Annotated in this window: 17 protein-coding genes; 5 read left to right on the top strand and 12 right to left on the bottom strand. The window is 41.5% G+C overall.

Features of this window, described 5'->3' with window-relative positions; all coding sequences use genetic code 11:
- Positions 1 to 52: 52 nt before the first annotated feature.
- Together P2W82_RS12210 and rsmA are read right to left on the bottom strand one after the other, a co-directional pair.
- Entirely contained in the window at positions 53 to 982 is a 930-nt protein-coding gene (locus P2W82_RS12210) for an NAD(P)-dependent oxidoreductase (protein WP_336516171.1), read from the bottom strand.
- Positions 979 to 1,734, bottom strand: a complete 756-nt coding sequence (gene rsmA, locus P2W82_RS12205) for a 16S rRNA (adenine(1518)-N(6)/adenine(1519)-N(6))-dimethyltransferase RsmA (protein WP_336516170.1) — start codon at positions 1,732 to 1,734, stop codon at positions 979 to 981. Before rsmA ends, P2W82_RS12210 begins: the two co-directional genes overlap by 4 nt.
- 81 nt (positions 1,735 to 1,815) lie before the next feature.
- Here rsmA and pdxA point away from each other — a divergent pair, with 81 nt between their 5' ends.
- Positions 1,816 to 2,907 carry a 4-hydroxythreonine-4-phosphate dehydrogenase PdxA gene (gene pdxA, locus P2W82_RS12200; RefSeq protein WP_336516169.1) on the top strand — a complete coding sequence of 364 codons (1,092 nt, stop codon included), beginning with the start codon at positions 1,816 to 1,818 and terminating at the stop codon, positions 2,905 to 2,907.
- 115 nt (positions 2,908 to 3,022) lie between these two features.
- On the opposite strand, the gene P2W82_RS12195 is transcribed toward pdxA, so the two are convergent.
- On the bottom strand, positions 3,023 to 3,694 hold the full coding sequence (locus P2W82_RS12195) for a hypothetical protein (RefSeq protein WP_336516168.1): 672 nt from the start codon (positions 3,692 to 3,694) through the stop codon (positions 3,023 to 3,025).
- Positions 3,695 to 3,761: 67 nt separating this feature from the next.
- Positions 3,762 to 4,679, bottom strand: a complete 918-nt coding sequence (locus P2W82_RS12190; protein ID WP_336516167.1) for a hydroxypyruvate isomerase family protein — start codon at positions 4,677 to 4,679, stop codon at positions 3,762 to 3,764.
- A 130-nt stretch (positions 4,680 to 4,809) separates the two neighbouring features.
- Here P2W82_RS12190 and P2W82_RS12185 point away from each other — a divergent pair, with 130 nt between their 5' ends.
- On the top strand, positions 4,810 to 5,754 hold the full coding sequence (locus P2W82_RS12185) for a formylglycine-generating enzyme family protein (RefSeq protein ID WP_336516166.1): 945 nt from the start codon (positions 4,810 to 4,812) through the stop codon (positions 5,752 to 5,754).
- Positions 5,755 to 5,780: 26 nt separating this feature from the next.
- Entirely contained in the window at positions 5,781 to 7,118 is a 1,338-nt protein-coding gene (locus P2W82_RS12180) for a Gfo/Idh/MocA family protein (RefSeq protein WP_336516165.1), read from the top strand.
- Positions 7,119 to 7,164: 46 nt separating this feature from the next.
- On the opposite strand, the gene P2W82_RS12175 is transcribed toward P2W82_RS12180, so the two are convergent.
- Both P2W82_RS12175 and P2W82_RS12170 read right to left on the bottom strand, forming a co-directional pair.
- Entirely contained in the window at positions 7,165 to 8,040 is an 876-nt protein-coding gene (locus P2W82_RS12175; protein WP_336516164.1) for an ABC transporter permease, read from the bottom strand.
- A gap of 6 nt (positions 8,041 to 8,046) precedes the next feature.
- Complete coding sequence (locus P2W82_RS12170) at positions 8,047 to 8,952, bottom strand: ABC transporter ATP-binding protein (protein ID WP_336516163.1); 906 nt, start codon at positions 8,950 to 8,952, stop codon at positions 8,047 to 8,049.
- Between the two features lie 318 nt (positions 8,953 to 9,270).
- Between P2W82_RS12170 and P2W82_RS12165 the strand changes: the two genes are divergently transcribed.
- A complete protein-coding gene (locus P2W82_RS12165) occupies positions 9,271 to 9,609 on the top strand; it encodes a hypothetical protein (protein ID WP_336516162.1) in 339 nt (112 codons plus the stop codon).
- Between the two features lie 165 nt (positions 9,610 to 9,774).
- Positions 9,775 to 10,470, top strand: coding sequence for a hypothetical protein (locus P2W82_RS12160; RefSeq protein WP_336516161.1), 696 nt, complete (start codon positions 9,775 to 9,777; stop codon positions 10,468 to 10,470).
- Positions 10,471 to 10,521: 51 nt separating this feature from the next.
- Here the strand turns inward: P2W82_RS12160 and P2W82_RS12155 are convergent, their stop codons facing one another.
- From P2W82_RS12155 to P2W82_RS12130, 6 genes are all read right to left on the bottom strand, one after another.
- On the bottom strand, positions 10,522 to 10,815 hold the full coding sequence (locus tag P2W82_RS12155; RefSeq protein ID WP_336516160.1) for a winged helix-turn-helix domain-containing protein: 294 nt from the start codon (positions 10,813 to 10,815) through the stop codon (positions 10,522 to 10,524).
- On the bottom strand, positions 10,812 to 11,408 hold the full coding sequence (locus tag P2W82_RS12150; protein WP_336516159.1) for a hypothetical protein: 597 nt from the start codon (positions 11,406 to 11,408) through the stop codon (positions 10,812 to 10,814). Before P2W82_RS12150 ends, P2W82_RS12155 begins: the two co-directional genes overlap by 4 nt.
- Before the next feature lie 40 nt (positions 11,409 to 11,448).
- Positions 11,449 to 12,114 (bottom strand): hypothetical protein, encoded by a 666-nt coding sequence (locus P2W82_RS12145; protein WP_336516158.1) that lies wholly within the window; start codon positions 12,112 to 12,114, stop codon positions 11,449 to 11,451.
- Between the two features lie 12 nt (positions 12,115 to 12,126).
- A complete protein-coding gene (locus P2W82_RS12140; protein WP_336516157.1) occupies positions 12,127 to 14,373 on the bottom strand; it encodes a TonB-dependent receptor in 2,247 nt (748 codons plus the stop codon).
- 121 nt (positions 14,374 to 14,494) lie between these two features.
- Positions 14,495 to 17,626 (bottom strand): Ig-like domain-containing protein, encoded by a 3,132-nt coding sequence (locus tag P2W82_RS12135; RefSeq protein WP_336516156.1) that lies wholly within the window; start codon positions 17,624 to 17,626, stop codon positions 14,495 to 14,497.
- 5 nt (positions 17,627 to 17,631) lie between these two features.
- Positions 17,632 to 19,941: a M1 family aminopeptidase gene (locus P2W82_RS12130; RefSeq protein ID WP_336516155.1), complete on the bottom strand. Its 2,310-nt coding sequence runs from the start codon at positions 19,939 to 19,941 to the stop codon at positions 17,632 to 17,634.
- Positions 19,942 to 20,394: the final 453 nt, after the last annotated feature.

Genomic DNA, 20,394 nt, shown 5'->3' with positions numbered 1-20,394 from the left:
TAGTCAAACGGATAAGTATCTTAAAAAATTTTACTGTTAAACAGGGATATCGTTAATGTATACCCAGTTTGTCAAGTACTACTGTAGCCATTTTCAGAAACGCTTCATGGCTGTATCCTGCGATATGAGGAGTGATAATTACACGCGGATCTTTAACCAGCAAATCAATCTGCTGTTTTTCTTCCGGAGACCATTGTTCGATCTTTTCATTTTCAAGCACATCAAGACCGGCGCCGCTGATTTTGTCCTGCTGAAGCGCATGGATTACCGCAGCGGTATCATGCACTTTTCCTCTGGACGTATTCAAAAAAAATGGCTTGTTCTGCAAAGCATTAAAGAAATCATTACCCGCAAAATGAAACGTTTCTTCTGTCAGCGGAAGATGCAAACTGATAACATCGGCATACCGGTAAATCTGATCGGGCCCGGCTTCTCTTATATACCCGCTGGCATAACCGAATTTATATTTGTCATAAGCAAGTACGGTGACATCAAAAGGCGCAAGCAATTTTGCAAAACTGCTGCCTGTATTTCCAAAGCCGATTATACCCACTGTTTTTCCACTGAGTTCAGTACCACGATTGGCATCGCGCATCCATTTGCCCAGAGCAACCTCATTGCATGATGAAGCGATCCTGTGCATCAGGGACAATAACATACCAAGGCTATGCTCAGCAACTGCATTCCTGTTGCCTTCAGGACTGCTTTCGCAGCGAATACCTTTGGATAATGCATAGTCTGCATCTATCAGCTCCATCCCGCTACCCAATCTTCCAATCCATTTCAGATAGGGAGCCGCATCGATCATCGCTTTGTCAATACGAAGTCGGGTGGTTACTATTAACCCGGTAACGTCTGTAATGGATGACTTTAAACTGTCATAATCAATGGTTACATCATATACAACATCATACCCATTTTTTTCAAGGGTTTCAATCAGCCAGGGATGAACCTTTGCAGTAACAAAAACCTTTTGTTTCATTTCATTTTGTCCATTAAACTGACGTAATCAGCAACGCTCAGTTGCTCTGCGCGTTTGGTAAAAATATCATGCCTCAGGTCATCGGCTGAAAAATAGGGTTTCAGCGGATTTCTCAATTGCTTTCTTCGCTGATTAAATGCTGCTTTCACCAGCCTCAGAAGTTTTTGATAGTCTTCAACCTTCCATGGATTATGCAGGTTGGTTAACCTGATCACGCCACTTTTTACTTTAGGCGGAGGATTGAATGCCTGCTCATCGACATCAAAAAGATATTCCACTTTGAAAAAAGCTCCGATAAGCACGCTCAGAATTCCATAATCTTTTGTGCCGGGACCAGCAGCAATGCGCTCCGCGACTTCTTTCTGAAACATCCCTATCACATGCTGTACATCGTCCCTCCAGTCAAGAATTTTAAACATGATCTGGGAACTGATGTTGTACGGAAAATTTCCAATCACGGTAAACGGTCCGGAGAATGGTTTATCTGCATCCAATATACTCTTCTCAATAATTTTTCCCTCAAGTGCGGGATATGTCTTCAACAGGTACTCAATTTTTTCAGTGTCGATCTCGATCGCCTGGAGATCGATGTCCTCCATTTTTATGAGATATTTTGTTAATGCTCCCCCACCCGGCCCTACTTCAATCAGTTGCCTGAACTCATTCGCCTTTAAGGCATCGATGATGTCCTTACAAATGCGTTCATCCATAAGAAAATGCTGACCTAATGATTTCTTTAATGTGTACGTCACCGACGCGAAGGTACGTTTTACGTTAGACGTCGAACGTTTAACGTAAAACGTATACCTTTACCGGCTTAAATGCAAAGCCAGATGATAAACCCGCAGCAAAGGCCAGTGGTAGGAATCACCACAGGGGATCTGAATGGAATAGGAATCGAACTGATCATCAAAACATTCTCCGATCAGCGGGTGATGGAATTCTGTACTCCTGTGATCTTCGGCTCCAATAAAGTGATCAACTTCTATCGTAAATCACTACCCGAATTCAATCTTAACTTTAATAACATCCGTGAATTACATAAAGTCAATCCAAAACAACTGAATATTTTCAGCTGCTGGGAAGAAGATGTTATGATTGCTCCGGGCACACTAACAGAAGCTGGTGGCAGTTATGGTATTAAATCCCTGGTAGCGGCTGTACAAGCTTTGAAAGAATCAAAAATCCAGGGGCTGGTCACTGCACCTTTGCACAAAAAAAATGTTCATAGTGATCAGTTTCCTTACACTGGCCATACCCCATATCTGAAAAATGTTTTCGGCGCTTCCGATGTATTGATGTTCATGGTGGCAGAGAATATGCGTGTGGGTGTAGTCACTGAACATATTCCTGTTGCAGAAGTAGCAGGCGCAATTACAAAAGAAGCAATTCTGAGCAAACTGAAAATTATGAAAGAGAGTTTGCGCAAGGATTTTGGAATTGACAAACCACGCATTGCTGTACTTGGATTAAATCCGCATGCAGGCGATGAAGGTTTGATCGGTAAGGAGGAAGAAACCATTATTCGCCCTGCTGTGATTGAAGCAAAGAAAAACGACCTGCTGGTATTCGGGCCATATGCAGCGGATGCATTTTTTGCAAGAGGCAGTCACGAAAAATTTGATGGTGTTCTGGCTATGTATCACGACCAGGGTCTTATTCCTTTTAAATCACTGGCTAAAGGGGAAGGTGTAAACTATACTGCCGGACTTTCCGGCATCAGAACATCTCCTGATCACGGAACTGCATTTGATATCGCAGGGAAAAACAAGGCAGACGAAAGTTCATTCCGCGAAGCATTATTTGTTACGCTGGATATCATCAGCAAACGCATGGGTTATGCGGAAGCGCATCGGAACCCGCTAAGAAAAATCGCGGCGCAGGTGGTGGCTAATGTGGAGGATGAGAGGATTGACCTGGTATAGCGTTGAACGTTAAACGTAGAACGTATCAACTTGCTATGTGGAAAACCCGGTATTTTGCATCAAGATTTTAACTCGCCGGGTCTGACGTTTTACGTTTTACGTTATACATTCAACCTTAAGTGCGTTTATTAATCAGGTAAGACTTATACCTGATCTCCACCTTACCTTGCCCGGTATCTTTCTTTCCGTTTTTTGCGGAAGCATTCCCGCCTTCATAATCAAAAGTAAAACCCTTGGGCATTTTATAGTCTTTTGTACTGAAGAAAATACTTACCATATCAGGTAATGCCCACTTTTCATATTTACCATAATTAAGCAACATTTCCAGTGTACCGCTTTGGCGGGTGGTAGTAACGATTTTCCTGATCAGTAATTTTTGTTCATCAATATATACCGTTGCGAGAAGGATATCAGATTTATCATCATTGGGTAAAAGTTTTACTACTCTCAGGGTTTTTCCATCCAGTGAAGCTGTACCTGCATCAACACTAACATAGGTACCGGGCTTCATTACCACAAATAAATTGGCATTTAAACCGCCCTTTGGAATAATCGTAATTCCATTTGATTTTTCAATGCTGAATTCATCGGGCTTCTTAAAAAGAATCGTGAGGTTTGAAACAGGTACGTTTAAAAATGATACATCCGTTTTTAGTTCAGCTTCTGCACGATAATCGTTGACAGCTTCAACCTTTGATCTTAGCTTCTGCAACAACAGCTCAGTATCCTGGCTGAATGCCACTGAATCTACCCGCAGGATCAACACTATTAATAAAAAAAATCTCATCAGATATAAAAACAGCAGCAATACAAAAATGTTCTGTATTGCTGCTGTGATTTAAAATTTGCACAAATTACATGAAGGCATCAGAATCGCGATAGGCTTTTATCAAAGCGGCCTCTCCTTCTTTACCCGGAATGGAATTGCCATGTTCCATTCCCAGTATGCCTTTCCAACCTTTTTCATGAATATGTTTGAAGATGTTCTTATAGTTCATCTCGCCGGTTGTCGGTTCTTTCCTGCCCGGGTTGTCACCGATCTGCAGATAACCAATCTCATCCCATGAAGCATCGATATTCTTTATAACGTTGCCCTCGTTACGCTGCATGTGGTACATATCAAAAAGGATCTTACAGGAAGGGCTGTTAACAGCTTTACAGATTAAATATGTCTGAGCAGAATAACGAAGAAACAGGTCCGGGTTATCGCTCAATGGTTCAAGCACCATCACCAGGTTACCTTTTTCCAAAACTTCAGCACCACGACGAAGTGCATCAATCACATTACTCATTTGATACTCATAAGGAATTGATCTGTCAAAATTCCCAGGTACAACGGTAACCCATTTTGCATTACATCGTTTCGCTACTTCAACGGCTGTTTTGCAATCATTGACCATCTTATCTTTCCATTCCTGCTTGCCTGTCGTCAGGCTGAGTTTCCAATGCCATGAATCGGTTGTAACAACAAAAACACCCATGCGCATATTCAGTTTCGCCAGCGTATCGCCGATGCGTTTCTGTTCTTCAGGTGTTCTGGACATCATTCCATTATCTTCAATTGACCTGAAACCTTTGTCATACCCAAATTTAATCTGTTCAACAAAATCTTTTCCTGCATGAGCTGCAAACATGCCATCATGAAAAGCATAATCCAGGTTGAATGTTTTATCGGGCATTAACTGCTTTTTCTCAGATGCCCCTGCAATATTTCCTGCAAGCAATGCTGACCCGGCAAGAGCACCCTGTTGTAAAAAATTCCTTCGTAACATACTTAAATAGCTTGATTAGATGATTTGAAATGGCCTTTGGTAACGAATATTATGATTTGCTAATTTATAGAATTCACTATATAACCCGACTGTTTTCTGACTATCTTGCAAAAAACAAATCATTGAAAAAATGAAGTATTGCGTGATGGTCATGATTTTATTTCGTTTATCTCTCACCGTTAGTGCTCAGGTTCCTGCCGGCAAAAGTCTCGATACCGTCATCCCGACTACTAATATACCACTGAAGATGGTAGCAGTACCATCCGGAAGCTTTTTTATGGGTGATGCCTCATCAGCAAATGCCAACGAAAAACCGGGTGCGTATGTGCAGGTGGAAGGATTCTGGATGAGTGCATATGAAATTACGCATGATCAGTTCAGTATTTTTTTTAAGGATGAAAAAATCACCCAGGGTTCCAAGGTAGATGCGGTGACTCGTCCGACCGCTCAATATTTCGATCTGAGCTGGAATATGGGAAAGGAAGGTGGCTTTCCGGTGAACAGTATGAGCCAGGATGCCGCGATAATGTTCTGCAGATGGCTTTACGAAAAAACCGGCGTTTTTTACAGGTTACCCACCGAGGCCGAATGGGAATATGCATGTCGCGCAGGTTCCAAATCAGTATATTATTATGGCAACGATACCAAACAACTGAGTCAGTATGCCTGGTTTAAGGATAATAGTTCTGATAAATACCATAAAGTAGGGCAAAAAAAACCGAACGCCTGGGGCCTGTATGATATGCTGGGCAATGTCGCTGAATGGACCCTCGATCAATATGATGAAAACTATTTTACTACCATTTCAGGCAATGCAAAAAGCCCTGTAATACCTCCTAAAACAAGGTATCCCCGTAGTCTTCGCGGTGGATCGTACCAGAGCCCGGCAGCAGACCTTAGAGTAACGACCCGTATGCACTCTGAAACCGCATGGAACAAACGCGATCCGCAGTTGCCGAAAAGCCGTTGGTGGCTCACAGATGCAGCGTTTGTGGGTTTCAGGATTGTAAGACCATACAGACAGCCCGGGAAAGAGGAAGCAGAAAATTTTTATAAATTGTACCTGGGAAAATAACCTTCCAACTAAATAAAACAATTAAAATGAACGATTCTTCCAAATCATCAACCCGCCGGGATTTTGTAAAACAGGGTAGCCTGCTGGCGGGTGGGTTGATGGCCGCACCACTATTATCAAAGGCAAATTTCTTTTCAGGTGCTGACGATACGATAAAAATTGCATTGATTGGTTGCGGTGGTCGTGGTACCGGTGCAGCTATGCAGGCTTTGCTCACAAAGCAAAACGTAAAACTGGTTGCTATGGCTGATGCTTTCCGCGACCGGTTGGATAATTGTTACAAATCCCTGACTGCTGATGATCTTTCTGACTCGGGCGTGAATGGTAATCTCAAAGCCAGAATTGACGTTCCGGAAGAAAGAAAATTTGTCGGATTCGATGCTTATCAGAAAGCAATTCCATTCGCGGATGTTGTAATACTTACTACACCTCCCGGTTTCAGACCCATTCATTTTGAAGAAGCTGTAAAACAAAACAAACAGATCTTCATGGAAAAACCTGTTGCTACAGATACTGCCGGCATCTTGAGAGTATTGAAGGCAGCGGAAATTGCTAAGCAGAAAAAACTTAATGTGGTTGTAGGATTGCAGCGCCACTATGAACATTCCTACCTCGAATTATACAAACGCAAAGCGATGATTGGCGACATCACTTCTGCGCAGGCATGGTGGAACAGTGATGGCGTTTGGGTTAATCCGAGAAAAGAAGGACAGACTGAAATGGAATACCAGATGCGTAACTGGTATTATTTTGTCTGGCTTTGTGGGGATCATATCTGTGAACAGCACATCCATAATATAGATGTCATCAACTGGTTTAAAGGTGGATATCCAGTGAAAGCACAGGGTATGGGTGGCCGTGAAGTCCGCAAAGGAAAAGATTATGGAGAGATTTTCGATCATCACTATGTTGAATATACCTATGCCGATGGTTCTGTCCTCAACAGTCAATGCCGTCATATAAAAAATACGATGTCAAAAGTGGATGAGCTGTTGATCGGAACAAAAGGAAAAATTTATTGCGGTGATGCTCATATTACTGATCTGAAAGGAAAAGTTCTTTACCAGTGGGACAAGAAAAACAGGAATGATCCGTACCAGAGTGAGCATGATGAATTGTTTGCAGCTGTTGCAAAAGGCGAATACAAATTTGCTGATGCAGAAAATGGGGCAAAATCGACAATGACAGCAATTCTTGGCAGAATGGCTACTTATTCCGGGCAGGTGGTGGAATGGGATAAAGCTTTGAATTGCGGAATGAGCCTTGCTCCGAAAACCTTCGATTTTGCAGCAGCACCGCAGGTAGTTCCGGATGCGGATGGCCTTTACAAAATTGCTACACCTGGCGTTACTAAATATGTTTGAATTTAAAAGCCGGAAAAGAAAAGGGATTGCTTCGGCAATCCTTTTTTTATGTGAGTATGTCTTTTCTTCTGAAAATAAAAATGGCAACTCCGAGAAAAAATAAGATGTGTACAGCCAGAATTGCTCCCGACCAAAGTATTCCGGACATATCCTGGATTGATCCGACAATCTGCTCGTTGGCTTCGTTCATCTGAACATCAAAAAAACCTTTCCATGCAAGCATATGTGTGGTGAATAGAAAAGGTTTTACTGCATTGAACAGAGGCAGGTCGAGGGTTTGAATAATGGTAAACAATACAACCACAGCCATCGTCGCGATGATCGGTCCGATAGAATTTGAAGCGAATACGCTAAGCAGGAATGCAAGACTGGTTACCGTGATCATTGCCAATGTTGCAAAACAAAATGCAGCAAAATATCGCCATAATGCATCACTCGATAATATCTGGGTAACAACATCACTTTTCATGATCAGCATATCTCCTTTACCAAAAATAAAAAGTGAAAAGAACAGGCTCCAGATAGCCAGCCAGATTAATAAACCAATCGTGTACATCGTCGCTGCAATGAATTTGCTGATCAGAAGCTTTGTTCTGCTTACGGGGCGCGTCAGTAACATGCGAAGAGTTCCCTGGTTGGCTTCTCCGCTTACCATATCACCGGCGACCAAAGCAACAAGCAATGGTATATGTACAAGAAGTGTTTGAAGAATAATAAAACATACCAGGAAACCATTGAGTATTTTCCCCTCAATCAAAAACGACTCCGACATGCCTTGTAAACTGAAGCCGAGATACTTCTCCCCTTCCGCGTAAAAGCCCAGTTGAATTAACCAGATGATAATGATGACTGCTGCAAACGAAATATACGTTCGTGGTTTCCTGAAAATTTTAAAAAGCTCAATCCTGACAAGGGAAATCATCTTAAATCATTGGGTGATGGAAAGAAAATAATCTTCTAAAGAATTCATCTGCGCAAACTGTTTTAATGGAAATCCATTATTAATAAGCGCAACCGAAAAACCACTCAGATCTTTTTTGCTGATCCGCGCCCGGATTAATCCATTTGTTGTTGATGCCGCATCAGTATCCCAGCCTGATTTCCTGATCCATTCAAGGCAACGATGATTATCATCAGAATCGATTTCGACATGCACATATTCTGGAGAGACCAGCTCGTCAGCATTTCCCTGCATTATCTTCCTTCCTTTTTCAATAATCATCACATGGTCGGCAACCTGCTGTACTTCACTCAACATATGCGAGGAAATGAACACTGTTTTACCATGTACATGACATAACTGAAGGATAAGATTGCGTATATCAACAATACCCTGTGGATCAAGTCCGTTGGTCGGTTCATCGAGTATGATCAATTGTGGATCGTGTACTAAAGCAACTGCAATTCCCAATCGTTGTTTCATTCCCTGCGAATACGCTTTCACTTTATCATTCGCTCTTGATTCAAGACCAACACGGCCCAGCTGAGTACGCAACATATGGCTGCTTAGCTTAAGACCATTCAGTTTTGCAAATAGTGAAAGATTCTCAAAACCAGTAAGATATCCGTAGAGATCAGGCTTTTCTATTACAGCTCCGGTTTGTCTCAGAATTGAAATCCTTTGCGATTGCAAATCTTTTCCAAATAGTCTAATCCTGCCGCTATCTGGCCTTATCAGTGATAATAGCATGCGGATAGTGGTCGATTTTCCAGCTCCATTTTGTCCGAGGAAGGCGAATACCTGACCTGCAGAGACCTGGAACGAAAGATCATCAACAGCACGCAATGACCCATACTGTTTTGTAAGATTTTCAACGTCGATCACAACAGACATACTGAATCGTACTTTTCTACACTATTTTTTCTACAAATCAATCACTTACAAAAAAAGAGAAAAATATTGAATAAAAAGCTTGCAAATGCAGGGCTCCTTTTGTTGTTTTGTATACACATCCACCGCAACACCTCGCGCGGAATTCCTCCGAAAGGCTCTTTAAATCCACAAAAGTTAAACCGTCCAACGTATCATTTTTCTGTTTCAGATATTCTATCCTATCCTTTAAAAAATTAAGCTTACACATTTCTTATTCAATTCCTTTGATGGCAGGATATCTTATTGAATACCGGATCAGCGAACCCATAACCACAAAATATGAACAGCGCGATTTCAGGTTATTCTGTCAAATGCAGTTTTTTTTCAGCAGCACCGCTGGGTACAGCTCTTGCTGAATATCAATATAGCCCTTCAGCGGCAACATCTTCTGCAAAAAAATCAAAACTTTCCGGTCTCTTGCGCCATACAGCGGGCAATCAATTTGCCTGCAAATACTCCCTGCAAACGGCAAATGCGACCTACAGCATGAGCCATGATATTTCTTACAGAATATCAACAGTAGGAAGACATCAGATAAATAAAGGCATTTCTTTAAATGAAATGACCAGCATAGATCATGGTATCACGCGATGTGTGCCGGCAGGTAAATTTTACTAATACAAAAGATACTTTTTAGAGGTTGTAAATTCAAACGGGCCTCTTGTCTAAGAAGCCCTCTTTTTTTCATCCCGGTATCTCTCAAATATTGATTCCCATTCCACTGATGAACCGTCAACCTGGGGCAACCCTTGTGCTATTTTTTACCTTAAAAATCATGGAATCATGGAAACTACATTTTCTTCCCGCATGGGACATTTCTGCAGAATGCTGATCATTTGTTTTATCGTTTTTATCAGCATTAACGCAAAACTCACGAATCATTCTTCAGTTCCGCTGACAGTAAAATCTGAATTCACAGGCAACAATGTGAATCGGCTGGTTGATTTCCGGGGCGAGTCCATTAAAAACAATAAAGTCGCACTGAAATGGAAAATCAACAACGATGAAGAATCATTTACCTATACCGTTGAAAAAAGCCGCGACGGCGAAAGTTTTACAGCGGTGCAGACATCAGGTATACAGGTTGAGAAAGGAAACATATTTACCTGGACAGACAATTTTCCTAAATCAACAAATTGCTACAGGTTAAAGATCACCGATTCTGCTGGCACAGTTTCTTATTCAAAAACTTTAGTTGTTGAAACTTATAAAGGTGGTGACGTTGTGCTGGTTGGTGCAACTCCACAGGTGAATCTGAATGATATCCAGGTGGACGTTCAGCTCCGTGAACTGGCAATGATCAATCTGAATATCACCAACGAAAAAGGAGATATCATCCTGCAACAGAAAGAAAAAGGTAAATCAGGAATCAATCAATATACGATTGCAGGAAGCAGGGATTTAAAACCTGGCGACTATTTCCTGAAAGTTGTAGTAAATGGTTCCGACAGAATGATGGTTCACCTGATCAAATCATAGTTTTACTAATGAAGCAAATACAATAAAGCCGTGTTGCCAAATGCAACACGGCTATTTTATTTTCAAATAAGTCTGAAGATTCTTCACATACAAATCAAAAGCATCAACTCCTGATGTTGTAATCCGGCAAATGGTTTGGGGATAATTATCCCTGAACTGTTTTACGATATCAATATAACCTGCTTCCTTTAATTTTTGCAATTGTACACTGAGGTTCCCCGCCGTCGCTGCTGTTTTTTCCTTAAGAAAAGTGAATTCAGCCTCTTTCACACTGATCAAAATAGAAATAACGGCAAGCCTTAGCTGCGAATGAAGTACAGGATCAAGATCTTTGAAATCGCTCATGCCACTTCTCTTTTGTACTTTTCTTTCAGAAGATACCCGGGAATTATCCATGCGCCGAGTACTGCTGGAGCATACATCAGCATCAGAAAATCAGAAGGGATAAAAAGAGCTACTATAGCAAGTATCCAACACCATAAAGCGCCGAATACAAGCGATCTGAATTGAAGTATTTTTCCGGAGAGATAAGCAGGCATTCCGTACAAACAAAGAAATACCGGTGTGAAAATGTGGCCTGTAACATCGCGGGCAGTTTTCCCAATAATAAAACCATTCATTATCATCAGTATTCCAAATACCAGCCACACATTTGCAAGTATATCACCTGTATACGTTTTGACTCTTTCTTTTTTCCTGGTTCGTGAAATATAAAAGGCCTGGTAAATCAAAACGATCCAGGTGAAAAACCAAACTGCCCAGTGATACTTGTAGTCAAAATAATACCTCAGTACAAACTGGGACACACTGCAGATGACAACCGTCCAGCCCCAGATAATGTACAAATGTCCGTTTTCACCAAACTGGTTTCGTGCCTTATTGATCATTGATTGTATCAGATCAAGACTGGACTGGCCTGAAATATTTTCGTTTTGCATCTGCAGTGCGATTGAAGTTGTTGAATTGCTGTTGAAAATATTACTTATTCATTTGAGACAGAAAATATTTTGCCTGTGATAATCCCCATGCGGGATCTATGGACGATGCAGGCTTTTGTGCCTCAAGTTTCTTCACAGCCTCCTCCAGCAATTGTTTGCCCTCTGCTTTGTTTCCGCCATATTCTTCGGGCGTGAAAAATTTATCCTGCCCTTCAAGTAATGTAATTCTAGGGTTACCAGGGTCCAGTTTTTTGGCTGCATTCATCGCTTCTGTTGCAATAGGCAATTGCGTCTGCCAGCGGTTCATCGGATCAGCAGACAAACGAAGTGTCGCAATCATTTTTTTCAGAATCATTATTTCTGAATTGTCTTTTTTCAAAGCCTCAGCTTTTGCAAGTAAAGCTTCAGCCTTATCAGCTTCCGGATCTGTCAATGCAGAAAAATCCTGTCCCTGTTTTCCGTTCGATAACATATAACCCCGCATGATATGACTGTAAGCTGCATAATAGTAAGCGAGCCACTGCGTCTTTTCTGCTTCTGCAATTCTTTCAAAACCGTTCGCAGTTTCCAACCAGCTTTCGGGTGTAGAAGACTTGTTCATGTCCGCAATCCTCTGCTCCATTGCCTTCACATATTTTTCACTCTGGCCCTCCGAAAATGAAAAGAGACAAACAATGCAGATCGTCGATAATAAAAACTGTTTCATTGTGCTTTTGTTTTATAAATTATTATTGATGGCGTCTTCAGTTCTGTCAACTCCGAAACTGAAAAATGCTCCGATATAAACAAACATTCTGGACGGTGGAACTATTGGTTCTTTCCTGTAACCATTATAAGAATACTGATATCCGTACACCTGGCGGATATTAAAAATATTACTCACCGATAATACATACACCACAAATGTTTTTGCATTCTGTTTTCCGATGGAGGGAATATAGTTAACACTCATGCTTACGTTGTTGTACATCGGCGTTTTGCCCTGATCTTTAAACTCCGGCTTTCCGGATCCCGGATCATTCTGTATTAAAAAATAAGGGCGACCTGTAGCAAAATTGTATGCTGCGTTAAAGCCTGTTTTCCATTTCTGAACAAATTTTTTCACTACTACTGATGCAGTATGATTTGTCGCAAAATCGGGTTGAATCGCCATCGGGTAATTCAGGTAATCTCTCTTAGTATCCAGGTATGAATAAGAAATCCAATAGTCAAGATCTTTGATCGTTTTTTTATCCCGCCAGAAAAACTCTATTCCTTTTGCATCGCCGAATCCGTTATTATTCAGCGCAACCTGTGTACTGCCATTGCTTACTGTTTTGACCAGGTTATGATACTGCTTATAAAATATTTCTGTCCTGAAAGTCTGACCATTGCCTGTCTTCTGATATTGAGCAATATAATGAGTAGCTCTGCTGAAATCAAGAATGCCCGAACCTGGCAGGTATCTTGTTTCAGGATTCTGATAGAAAACCCCATAAGCAAGAGAAGCCTGGCTGGACTTGCCTGTTTTGTAGGCTAATGAAATCCTCGGAGCAACATTTGTCTGGTCAAAAAAAGCAGAATGTTCTAAACGTCCACCAATCTTTGCAGCGAGATTATTTGTGATATACAGATCCGTTTCCGCAAAAAAAGCACTGATATTTTCTTTGATGGTCTGCTTATACTTCTGATTATTATAAGCAGTATAGTCTGTAAAGTCCTGGCTGAAATTATATTCACTACCAAACCTGATCATGTTTAATCTTCCGTACCTTCTTTCCAATACCAGTTTCGAATTGAAGTAATTTCCTTTCTGTTCTACCTGGAAATTTTTGAATTCAAGTCCCTGCAACAGTACCTCCTGTTTGCCTTCGTTATACAGCGCCGTTTCAATATTGTCTTTATTATTTGTGTAGGACATGCCAACATTCATCTTCCATTTTCTTCCGAGGTTCTCTTTCCAGGAAAGATTATGGTACATGTTGAAATTTTTCAGACCAAACCCGTTGAGGTAACCGAGCGTATCAATACTATTAACAAAATATCCCAGCTGGTTGCTACTGAAATATCCATAGTACTTGATCATACCGGTTTTACTTGTTTTAATTCTGAAGTTGGCATCGCCGGTATGATAAATCGGTACTTTCTGAAAATCCTGTTGCTGTTTGATCACGGCAAAGGCCAGCCGAAGATCAGTGTAGTTGTAGCTAAGGCCGAATGAAGATTTTTTATTTTTTGCTAGATGCTGGTATCCACCGCCCACTCCGATCACCGATACCGATAAATCAGCGGAAGTTTGTTCAGGAAGATCAATTGATTCGAGTATTAAAGCTGATGATAAGGCTTGTCCGTATAAAGCTGAATATCCTCCTGTGCTGAACACGGTTCCTTTAAAAATAAACGGTGAAAATCTGCCGCGTTGTGAGATGTTGGGAACACTACTGTAAAAGAAATTATTTACCAGTGTGCCATCAATAAAAGTTTTTGTCTCTGCTGCCGTGCCCCCACGTACAAACAAACCTTCTTTTTCACCCACCTGTTGTGCACCAGGCAGTGTTTTCAGCGCGCCTGTAACATCACCATTTCCGCTGGCCGTTGTCACAATATCTATCGGATCGAGCACTGTTGTTTTCTTCCTGTCGCTGGCTTCAAAAGTGCCTGCTGTTATCACCACGGCTTTCAGTTCACTGATCTCTTCTTTCATCTGGAGGGTCAGTTCGAGCTTTACACTTCCAATGAAGATTGTTTGTTCGAGAGTGGTATACCCGATAATGGAGATAACCAGCAGCTGAGAATCTTTCTCCGTTGTAGTGAAGGAAAAATGGCCAGCAGAATCTGTAGTGGCGCCGTCGTAGCTGTCTTTGATGGTGATACTCACACCTTTCAGAGGACGCTTCTTGTTATCCAAAACTTTTCCGCTAATGCCAACCTGTGCATATGCCGAACCTGCAAACAAACAAGCCACCAGCAACATCCACTTTACCATTTTTCCTGATTTTAAACAAACATAAACTAGTTTATATTATAAACCAAAATAAATTCTAATATATTTTAAGGTAAATAAAAACGCCGGCCCCTGGGCCGGCGTTGAAAAGCTTTGCTAATATCTAGTGCCTGATCATCAGTTTTGTTTTCTGATTCTGAGTTGCAGATTTTAAACTCAGATAATAAACTCCATTAGGAATGTGGTTGAGATTAGTGATGCTGATCGGATTAGTACCTTGTTGTAGAATGGGATTTGACTGGTACACTATCCTACCCGATTGATCATAGATCCTGAGTTCAGCACGCTCTTTTACTGTTGAGTTTGCAATCACAGTTACTGAAACTGATGCCGGATTGGGAACGACTCTGAAACTGCCCACAAGTGCATCCCTTCTCCTCAGCACAAGCGTCTGGCTCTCTTTCACTTTCCCATTGATTCCTCTGATCCTTGCACGGTAATGGAAGATTCCATCACGACTATCAATTTTCGTATCTGCAAATTCAATTGGCGTAATCACATTTGCTGAAACATCAGGATGAAGTGTAGCGATCGTCTCGAAATTGGTACCATCAGATGATTTCAGGATATCCAGACCATTTAATGGTTCGTCAATCAGTAAAGAGAATCTCAGCCTGTTCGCACGATCCTCTACGGTACCATTGATATCAAGAACAGTAAATGGAAGAACAACGCAATCATCTACATTAATCACCTGTGATGCACATGCAGTGATGTTACAATCACCTTCAGCGCGGACATAATAAGTTGTTGTATCAGAAGGAGCAACAATTATTGATGGTCCTGTGCCTACCAGCGCGCCTCCACATGAACTCCTGTACCATCTCCAGACCGCATTTGTACCTAAGGATCCACCATTTACTGTAAGTGTGACATCGTCACCAATACAACTATTTATCGTTGATGCCAGAATACTTGTTGGTGCGGTAGAAGTAGTTTTTAAATTCAGCAGGAAACTATTGGAAATATAACGACAGTTCACATTATTGATATTTCCGGCCGAGGCAACAATGACCCGATAATAGATCGCATTCGCAGATGTCATATTTGCGATCGTGTAGGTTGAATTTGTACCGCTCGCCAGGTTACTCCAGGTACTATTGTTGGTACTTGACTGCCACTGATATTGTGGTGTTCCGGAAATCACACTGCCATTGTTCAGTGTAGCCGTCAACGTAGTTGAAGATCCGGGACAACCGGCCGAAGCGTTATTTAATGTGACAGAAGGTTCAGGATCGCAAAGGCCAAACTGAATATCATCAATTGCCAGATCGTTACCGCAACCACCTTCACCCTGGTTGATGATTTCCAGAATCACGTTTGCAGAAGTAGGCAAAGTAAATTGCATGCCCTGTGCCGTCCAGGCGGAGGAGGTGATGTCTGCTGTCGTTGTCGTCGATAAAACAAGCCCTGAGCTTTGATCACGAACACGGAACAATAGTTTGGGATTCTTAAATCCTCCGATCGCATTACAGAAATCCCTTTGTGTCTGATTACTTATGTTGGATACCCAGGCTTTAAATGAATACTTTAATCCACCGCACAGATTGGAGATATTCCGTGTATACACCACCGTTGGTGATATATCGGCGTTCACTACAAGCATTCGTCCGTTGGCATCCCCGGTATGATCAACCATACTCAGGAAGTGGGATGCGTTCGCATTATTAGGATTATTTGTAATTGTAAATCTGTCCGTTGCAATTGGTGAAGTTGTTACACCTGTATAACCTGATGAACCGAGGCCAGGAGACGCAAATGTTGTTGTAAGGCCGGTTCCTGTTCCAAAAGTCTGATTAAGCAATAAAGTGGTTATTGTGGCGCAGGCAGGACTTTCATTTGCTACTGTAACGACAAATGGTGTTGTCAGGTTCTCACCCGGATCATCGGCTTTTTCATTCAGGTTAAGATCCGGACTTCCCCCATTGGTTGAGCTATCCCGGATAGCAAGGCCGCTATATCCTATGCCGGAAGCAACCGCCGCATTGTTATACACCTGCCCCTGAACAATATTATTTAGTCGGACATTCACCCTTATTACCGCATAATTCTGGGATACCGGATAGTTTTTTAATGTTTGATTCGCTGCAAGAAGGTTTGCATTGGTTGTTCCGTCATATGACGGATTTAATACAAGGCCTCCGGGATTGTCGATGAAACTTGCAGATGCCGACACAACATTACCAACGCCATTGATATATTGAAGTGAATCGATAACCTGTGTATTGCTGATCGGATAGTTTCCAAGATTGGACACCCGTATATTATAGGCGACATCATATTGATTAGGTGTTCCTGTGGATGTTACTGAAATTAAATTTTTCGAGACGCCCACACTTGATGTAACACTGGTTGCATCATAAGACGCAAAGGTGCCGGCATAAGTGATTGCAGCCCTGTTACCATTGAGCAACCCGACTTCACTATATCCACATAAAGGTGAACTCGATCGGACAAATGAACCAAGAAACTCACCAGAGGCGTAAGCTAGTCCGATCAGGTTTTGATTTGCGACAGGTAATGCAATCGTGTCGATATAAGTCGCCTTCATTGTACCTGTTCCAAAATTCTGGTAATCGATAGTGAACAGTTTGTTATTGTATGCAAAAAACATAGTGCCGGTGGGTGTGATAAGATAATCACCACTCTGCGCGTAAATTCTTACACCTGCGGGCATAAAGATGGTATCAGGAGTGGAAATCACACCCGTTGAAAAATCAACTTTACGCATACGAAGTCCAAATGTCCCTGCCGGACTGGTTTGCGCAACAAGATCCACCATCCAGCCAATACCATCTCTGTCAAACGCAACTGTGAGATAAGCATTCAAAAATGTATCAATGGATTTATATGCCGGTGATGTGCTCGGACATGTGCCCGGTGCCCAGCTCCATACATGGGTGTTATAAACAGAGCCAACCAAAACCCTTCTGAAATAATAAAGCTTCTGATCTTTTGGATTATAATCAATAACAGCGCGACTATCGGAAAATGCCGGAGTTAAGTTCGGCGTACAAAGGTTTACGTTGGTTAAAAGATTGGTTGTCTGATTATAACTGAAGGTTTCTACTCCGATTGTACTACCAGTACAACTGGTTCTCCCGATTCCCACAATAAAGGAACGACTGGCGGGAGTTACCTGTGCTTTTATTGAAGTAAGAAAAGAGCACAGGAAGAAAAAAAGAAGAAAGAATCTTCCTTTCTTGTCAAGGGTTAAGGATACTGGGGCTTTCATAAATCTCAATGTTTTATTAGTAGTCTTTCAAGCTTTTTGGTACCGGATCTATGCTTCATCTCTAACCAATACAGTCCATTGGGCACATCGCTGACATTCAATTCCACCTTTCCAGTAACTGTCGACACCACATTTGGCAGGAAGACCTGACCCGCCTGATTGATTAAACGTATTTTATATTCAAAAAATTCAACACCCGGTAAAAAAATATAAAAATTAGTAGCTGCCGGATTGGGACCGAACTGCATCTTTAAGTTTCCGGTGAAATCGATAAATGCCACCTGGCTATAACTGAAGCTTGCATCCATCTCCACCATCTTCAAACGATAATAGTTTTTTCCCTGGCGAAGTTTATAGTCAGATGTTGTGTATTGTGTAATTCCTTCAGCCGGAAGCTGTTCGTCGATTTTTATGTAATTTATACCGTCGGTGCTTTTCTCAATTTCGAAATGAGAGAACCTTGTCCCTGTTTCGCAATTCCATTGTATCCTTCCATGATTTTCGATCTTCTCCGCAGAAAATGATTTCAGTGAAACAGGCAGAAGCGTCACAGGACTCAACACGACTGTTCCACCATATGTATATGCTTCACTATAAGGGTCGATGGTTACAGAATTTACCGGGAAGGAAAGTGTGTACTGGAGCACAACGCCTGCATTCGATGGATCATCAGCAACATAAATCATTGTATCCTTGCCTGATGTTGTGTTCCTGAAACGAAGTGGAAGCACTGTGTTGTAATAATTAACTGTCGATCCTGCGGACTTCGCCTGCGTTAATGTAAAAGCCACTTTGTAAGGCGCTGTCGCAGATGGATCATATCTTACTGTGTAAGTCGGATAACCACTCTTGTAAATAAAATCATCAAAGAAACTATCCAGGTCCATTCCTGATATATATTCAAAATGATGTTTTACATCTTCCGTTGAGGAATACCCATAACGAAGTGAATCAATGGCCTGGTAATTTTTCAGAGCCTGGAAAAAGTTTGCATCGCCAACCAGTTTTCGCAACATCGAAATAACTATCGATGCTTTATCATACACCATCGCGCTGTTAAAAATCTTACCGGTATGATCAGCTTCCGTTACAACTTCCGTGTCATAACGGTAGACAGTACCCGTAGCTGATTGTGCATTCGTTTTATAGCTGGCACGCTTGGTATTGCCTCCCGAAGTGTTTCCAGCAAGATGTTCTGCATATAGAACTTCTGAATAGCGCGCGAAGCCTTCATTGACCCAGATATTTCCCCAGCTGTTACAGGTTACATTATCACCAAACCACTGATGCGCAAGTTCGTGCGCCATAATACTTGCATCCGATACTGCTGAAGCACCAACAAAAGTGGATGTCTGATTTTCCATACCACCACCGAATGTGTAAACAACATGTCCGTACCTCTCATTCTTAAATGGATAATCACCATAGATCGAAGAGAAATACTCCATCGCGCCTTTCATTGCATCACATACTCCGCGAACGGTCGCGGTATTCGTACCTGAAGTCAGGTAGTTCCTGATCGGAACCATAGTACCACTGATATTTGCCGGCGGCGAATTGTAAACAGTATAAGGATGAACTGCAATAGCAATGAGGTAATGCGCAACAGGATTGCGCATCTTATAAAACCATGTTTTATTTCCACTCACCGTTGTCGGGTTTGCGTTTTGAACCATACCGGTTGCAGCGACCACATAAGCTGACGGACTCGTTACTACAATGTCGACAGAATCGATTTTATCGCCCAGTGTATGTTTACATGGCCACCATTGCCGGGCAAAGTATCCTGAGCTGTGTGTACTCAGTATATTGCTGCTTGAAATCGTTGTTCTTTTATATCCCCTGCTGTTTGCACTTTGCGGTGGTGTTCCATGATAAAATACAGTAACAGAATCAAGTGTGCCTGCAGCAGCTATAGTAACTGGCAGGTTGATGGTCAGGGTATCTACGATGTGATGTACTGCTTCGGTCAGTGTATATGATGAGCCATGGTACCTGAATGAATCTCCATCCATTCCATTGTTGTAAAGGTCAAATTTTATGGTGTTTACATTCGCCACTTTTGTTACGAAGTAAGTTGTTACGGAACCACTTATGGTAGCAGGCGATACATCCGGGTTCATCGTGAGGTTAAAGCGATGATACTTTATATCAATATTACTTCCGTTGTTATTTACAGCGAGAGTGGCGTCAGTCTTGAGTAAGTAATCGTATTTATCCAACTCATAAATTCTCGCATCTACCTTACCCTGGGAATATACATGTGAAAATAAGGTGGTTAGCACTAAGGAGGATATCAGGCAGACAATCTTCATTCGGGGTTTCAGTTTTGAAAAGGATAGCGGATAAATAAACTGGCTATGTATAACAACACATCCAGGCTTGATTCATCATCAGAAGTCAGTCACAGTGAATTCCTATTTTCAAAAGAAGAATTACAGGTCCGCGAAAAATCTGAATAAAACTGTATTTCACTTTGTTTAAAAAATCCAATCTAAACCGAAACAGCTCTGATGAATACGGCTTTAAAAACGAAGTATTGTCTTCCGATATTGTCGTTAACCGTCTTAGTAGCAATCATTAAGAACTTCAAATCGAAATAGTACGATCGTATAATTACGTAACTATCGTTAAGGAATAAACGAAATAACAATTTCAATAGAACAATCATTAATCTTCGAAAAAAACGACAACTATTAGACACAGAATTTCAGGTTAAGGAATGCCCGGTTTTAAAAATGGAAATTGATCCATGAAAAATCTTCGAT

Origin of the sequence: Pollutibacter soli (genome assembly GCA_029269725.1) — a bacterium.
Classification (GTDB): Bacteria; Bacteroidota; Bacteroidia; order Chitinophagales; family Chitinophagaceae; genus Pollutibacter; species Pollutibacter soli.
Note: the sequence above shows the minus strand (reverse complement) of the source record. Positions and strands in the feature narration are given on the sequence as shown.

Bases quoted from the DNA above. Each gene is read 5' to 3' on its own strand.
- P2W82_RS12210 (WP_336516171.1), bottom strand. From the start codon at position 982: ATGAAACAAAAGGTTTTTGTTACTGCAAAGGTTCATCCCTGGCTGATT.
- pdxA (WP_336516169.1), top strand. From the start codon at position 1,816: ATGATAAACCCGCAGCAAAGGCCAGTGGTAGGAATCACCACAGGGGAT.
- P2W82_RS12195 (WP_336516168.1), bottom strand. From the start codon at position 3,694: ATGAGATTTTTTTTATTAATAGTGTTGATCCTGCGGGTAGATTCAGTG.
- P2W82_RS12190 (WP_336516167.1), bottom strand. From the start codon at position 4,679: ATGTTACGAAGGAATTTTTTACAACAGGGTGCTCTTGCCGGGTCAGCA.
- P2W82_RS12185 (WP_336516166.1), top strand. From the start codon at position 4,810: ATGAAGTATTGCGTGATGGTCATGATTTTATTTCGTTTATCTCTCACC.
- P2W82_RS12180 (WP_336516165.1), top strand. From the start codon at position 5,781: ATGAACGATTCTTCCAAATCATCAACCCGCCGGGATTTTGTAAAACAG.
- P2W82_RS12175 (WP_336516164.1), bottom strand. From the start codon at position 8,040: ATGATTTCCCTTGTCAGGATTGAGCTTTTTAAAATTTTCAGGAAACCA.
- P2W82_RS12170 (WP_336516163.1), bottom strand. From the start codon at position 8,952: ATGTCTGTTGTGATCGACGTTGAAAATCTTACAAAACAGTATGGGTCA.
- P2W82_RS12165 (WP_336516162.1), top strand. From the start codon at position 9,271: ATGAACAGCGCGATTTCAGGTTATTCTGTCAAATGCAGTTTTTTTTCA.
- P2W82_RS12160 (WP_336516161.1), top strand. From the start codon at position 9,775: ATGGAAACTACATTTTCTTCCCGCATGGGACATTTCTGCAGAATGCTG.
- P2W82_RS12155 (WP_336516160.1), bottom strand. From the start codon at position 10,815: ATGAGCGATTTCAAAGATCTTGATCCTGTACTTCATTCGCAGCTAAGG.
- P2W82_RS12150 (WP_336516159.1), bottom strand. From the start codon at position 11,408: ATGCAAAACGAAAATATTTCAGGCCAGTCCAGTCTTGATCTGATACAA.
- P2W82_RS12145 (WP_336516158.1), bottom strand. From the start codon at position 12,114: ATGAAACAGTTTTTATTATCGACGATCTGCATTGTTTGTCTCTTTTCA.
- P2W82_RS12140 (WP_336516157.1), bottom strand. From the start codon at position 14,373: ATGGTAAAGTGGATGTTGCTGGTGGCTTGTTTGTTTGCAGGTTCGGCA.
- P2W82_RS12135 (WP_336516156.1), bottom strand. From the start codon at position 17,626: ATGAAAGCCCCAGTATCCTTAACCCTTGACAAGAAAGGAAGATTCTTT.
- P2W82_RS12130 (WP_336516155.1), bottom strand. From the start codon at position 19,941: ATGAAGATTGTCTGCCTGATATCCTCCTTAGTGCTAACCACCTTATTT.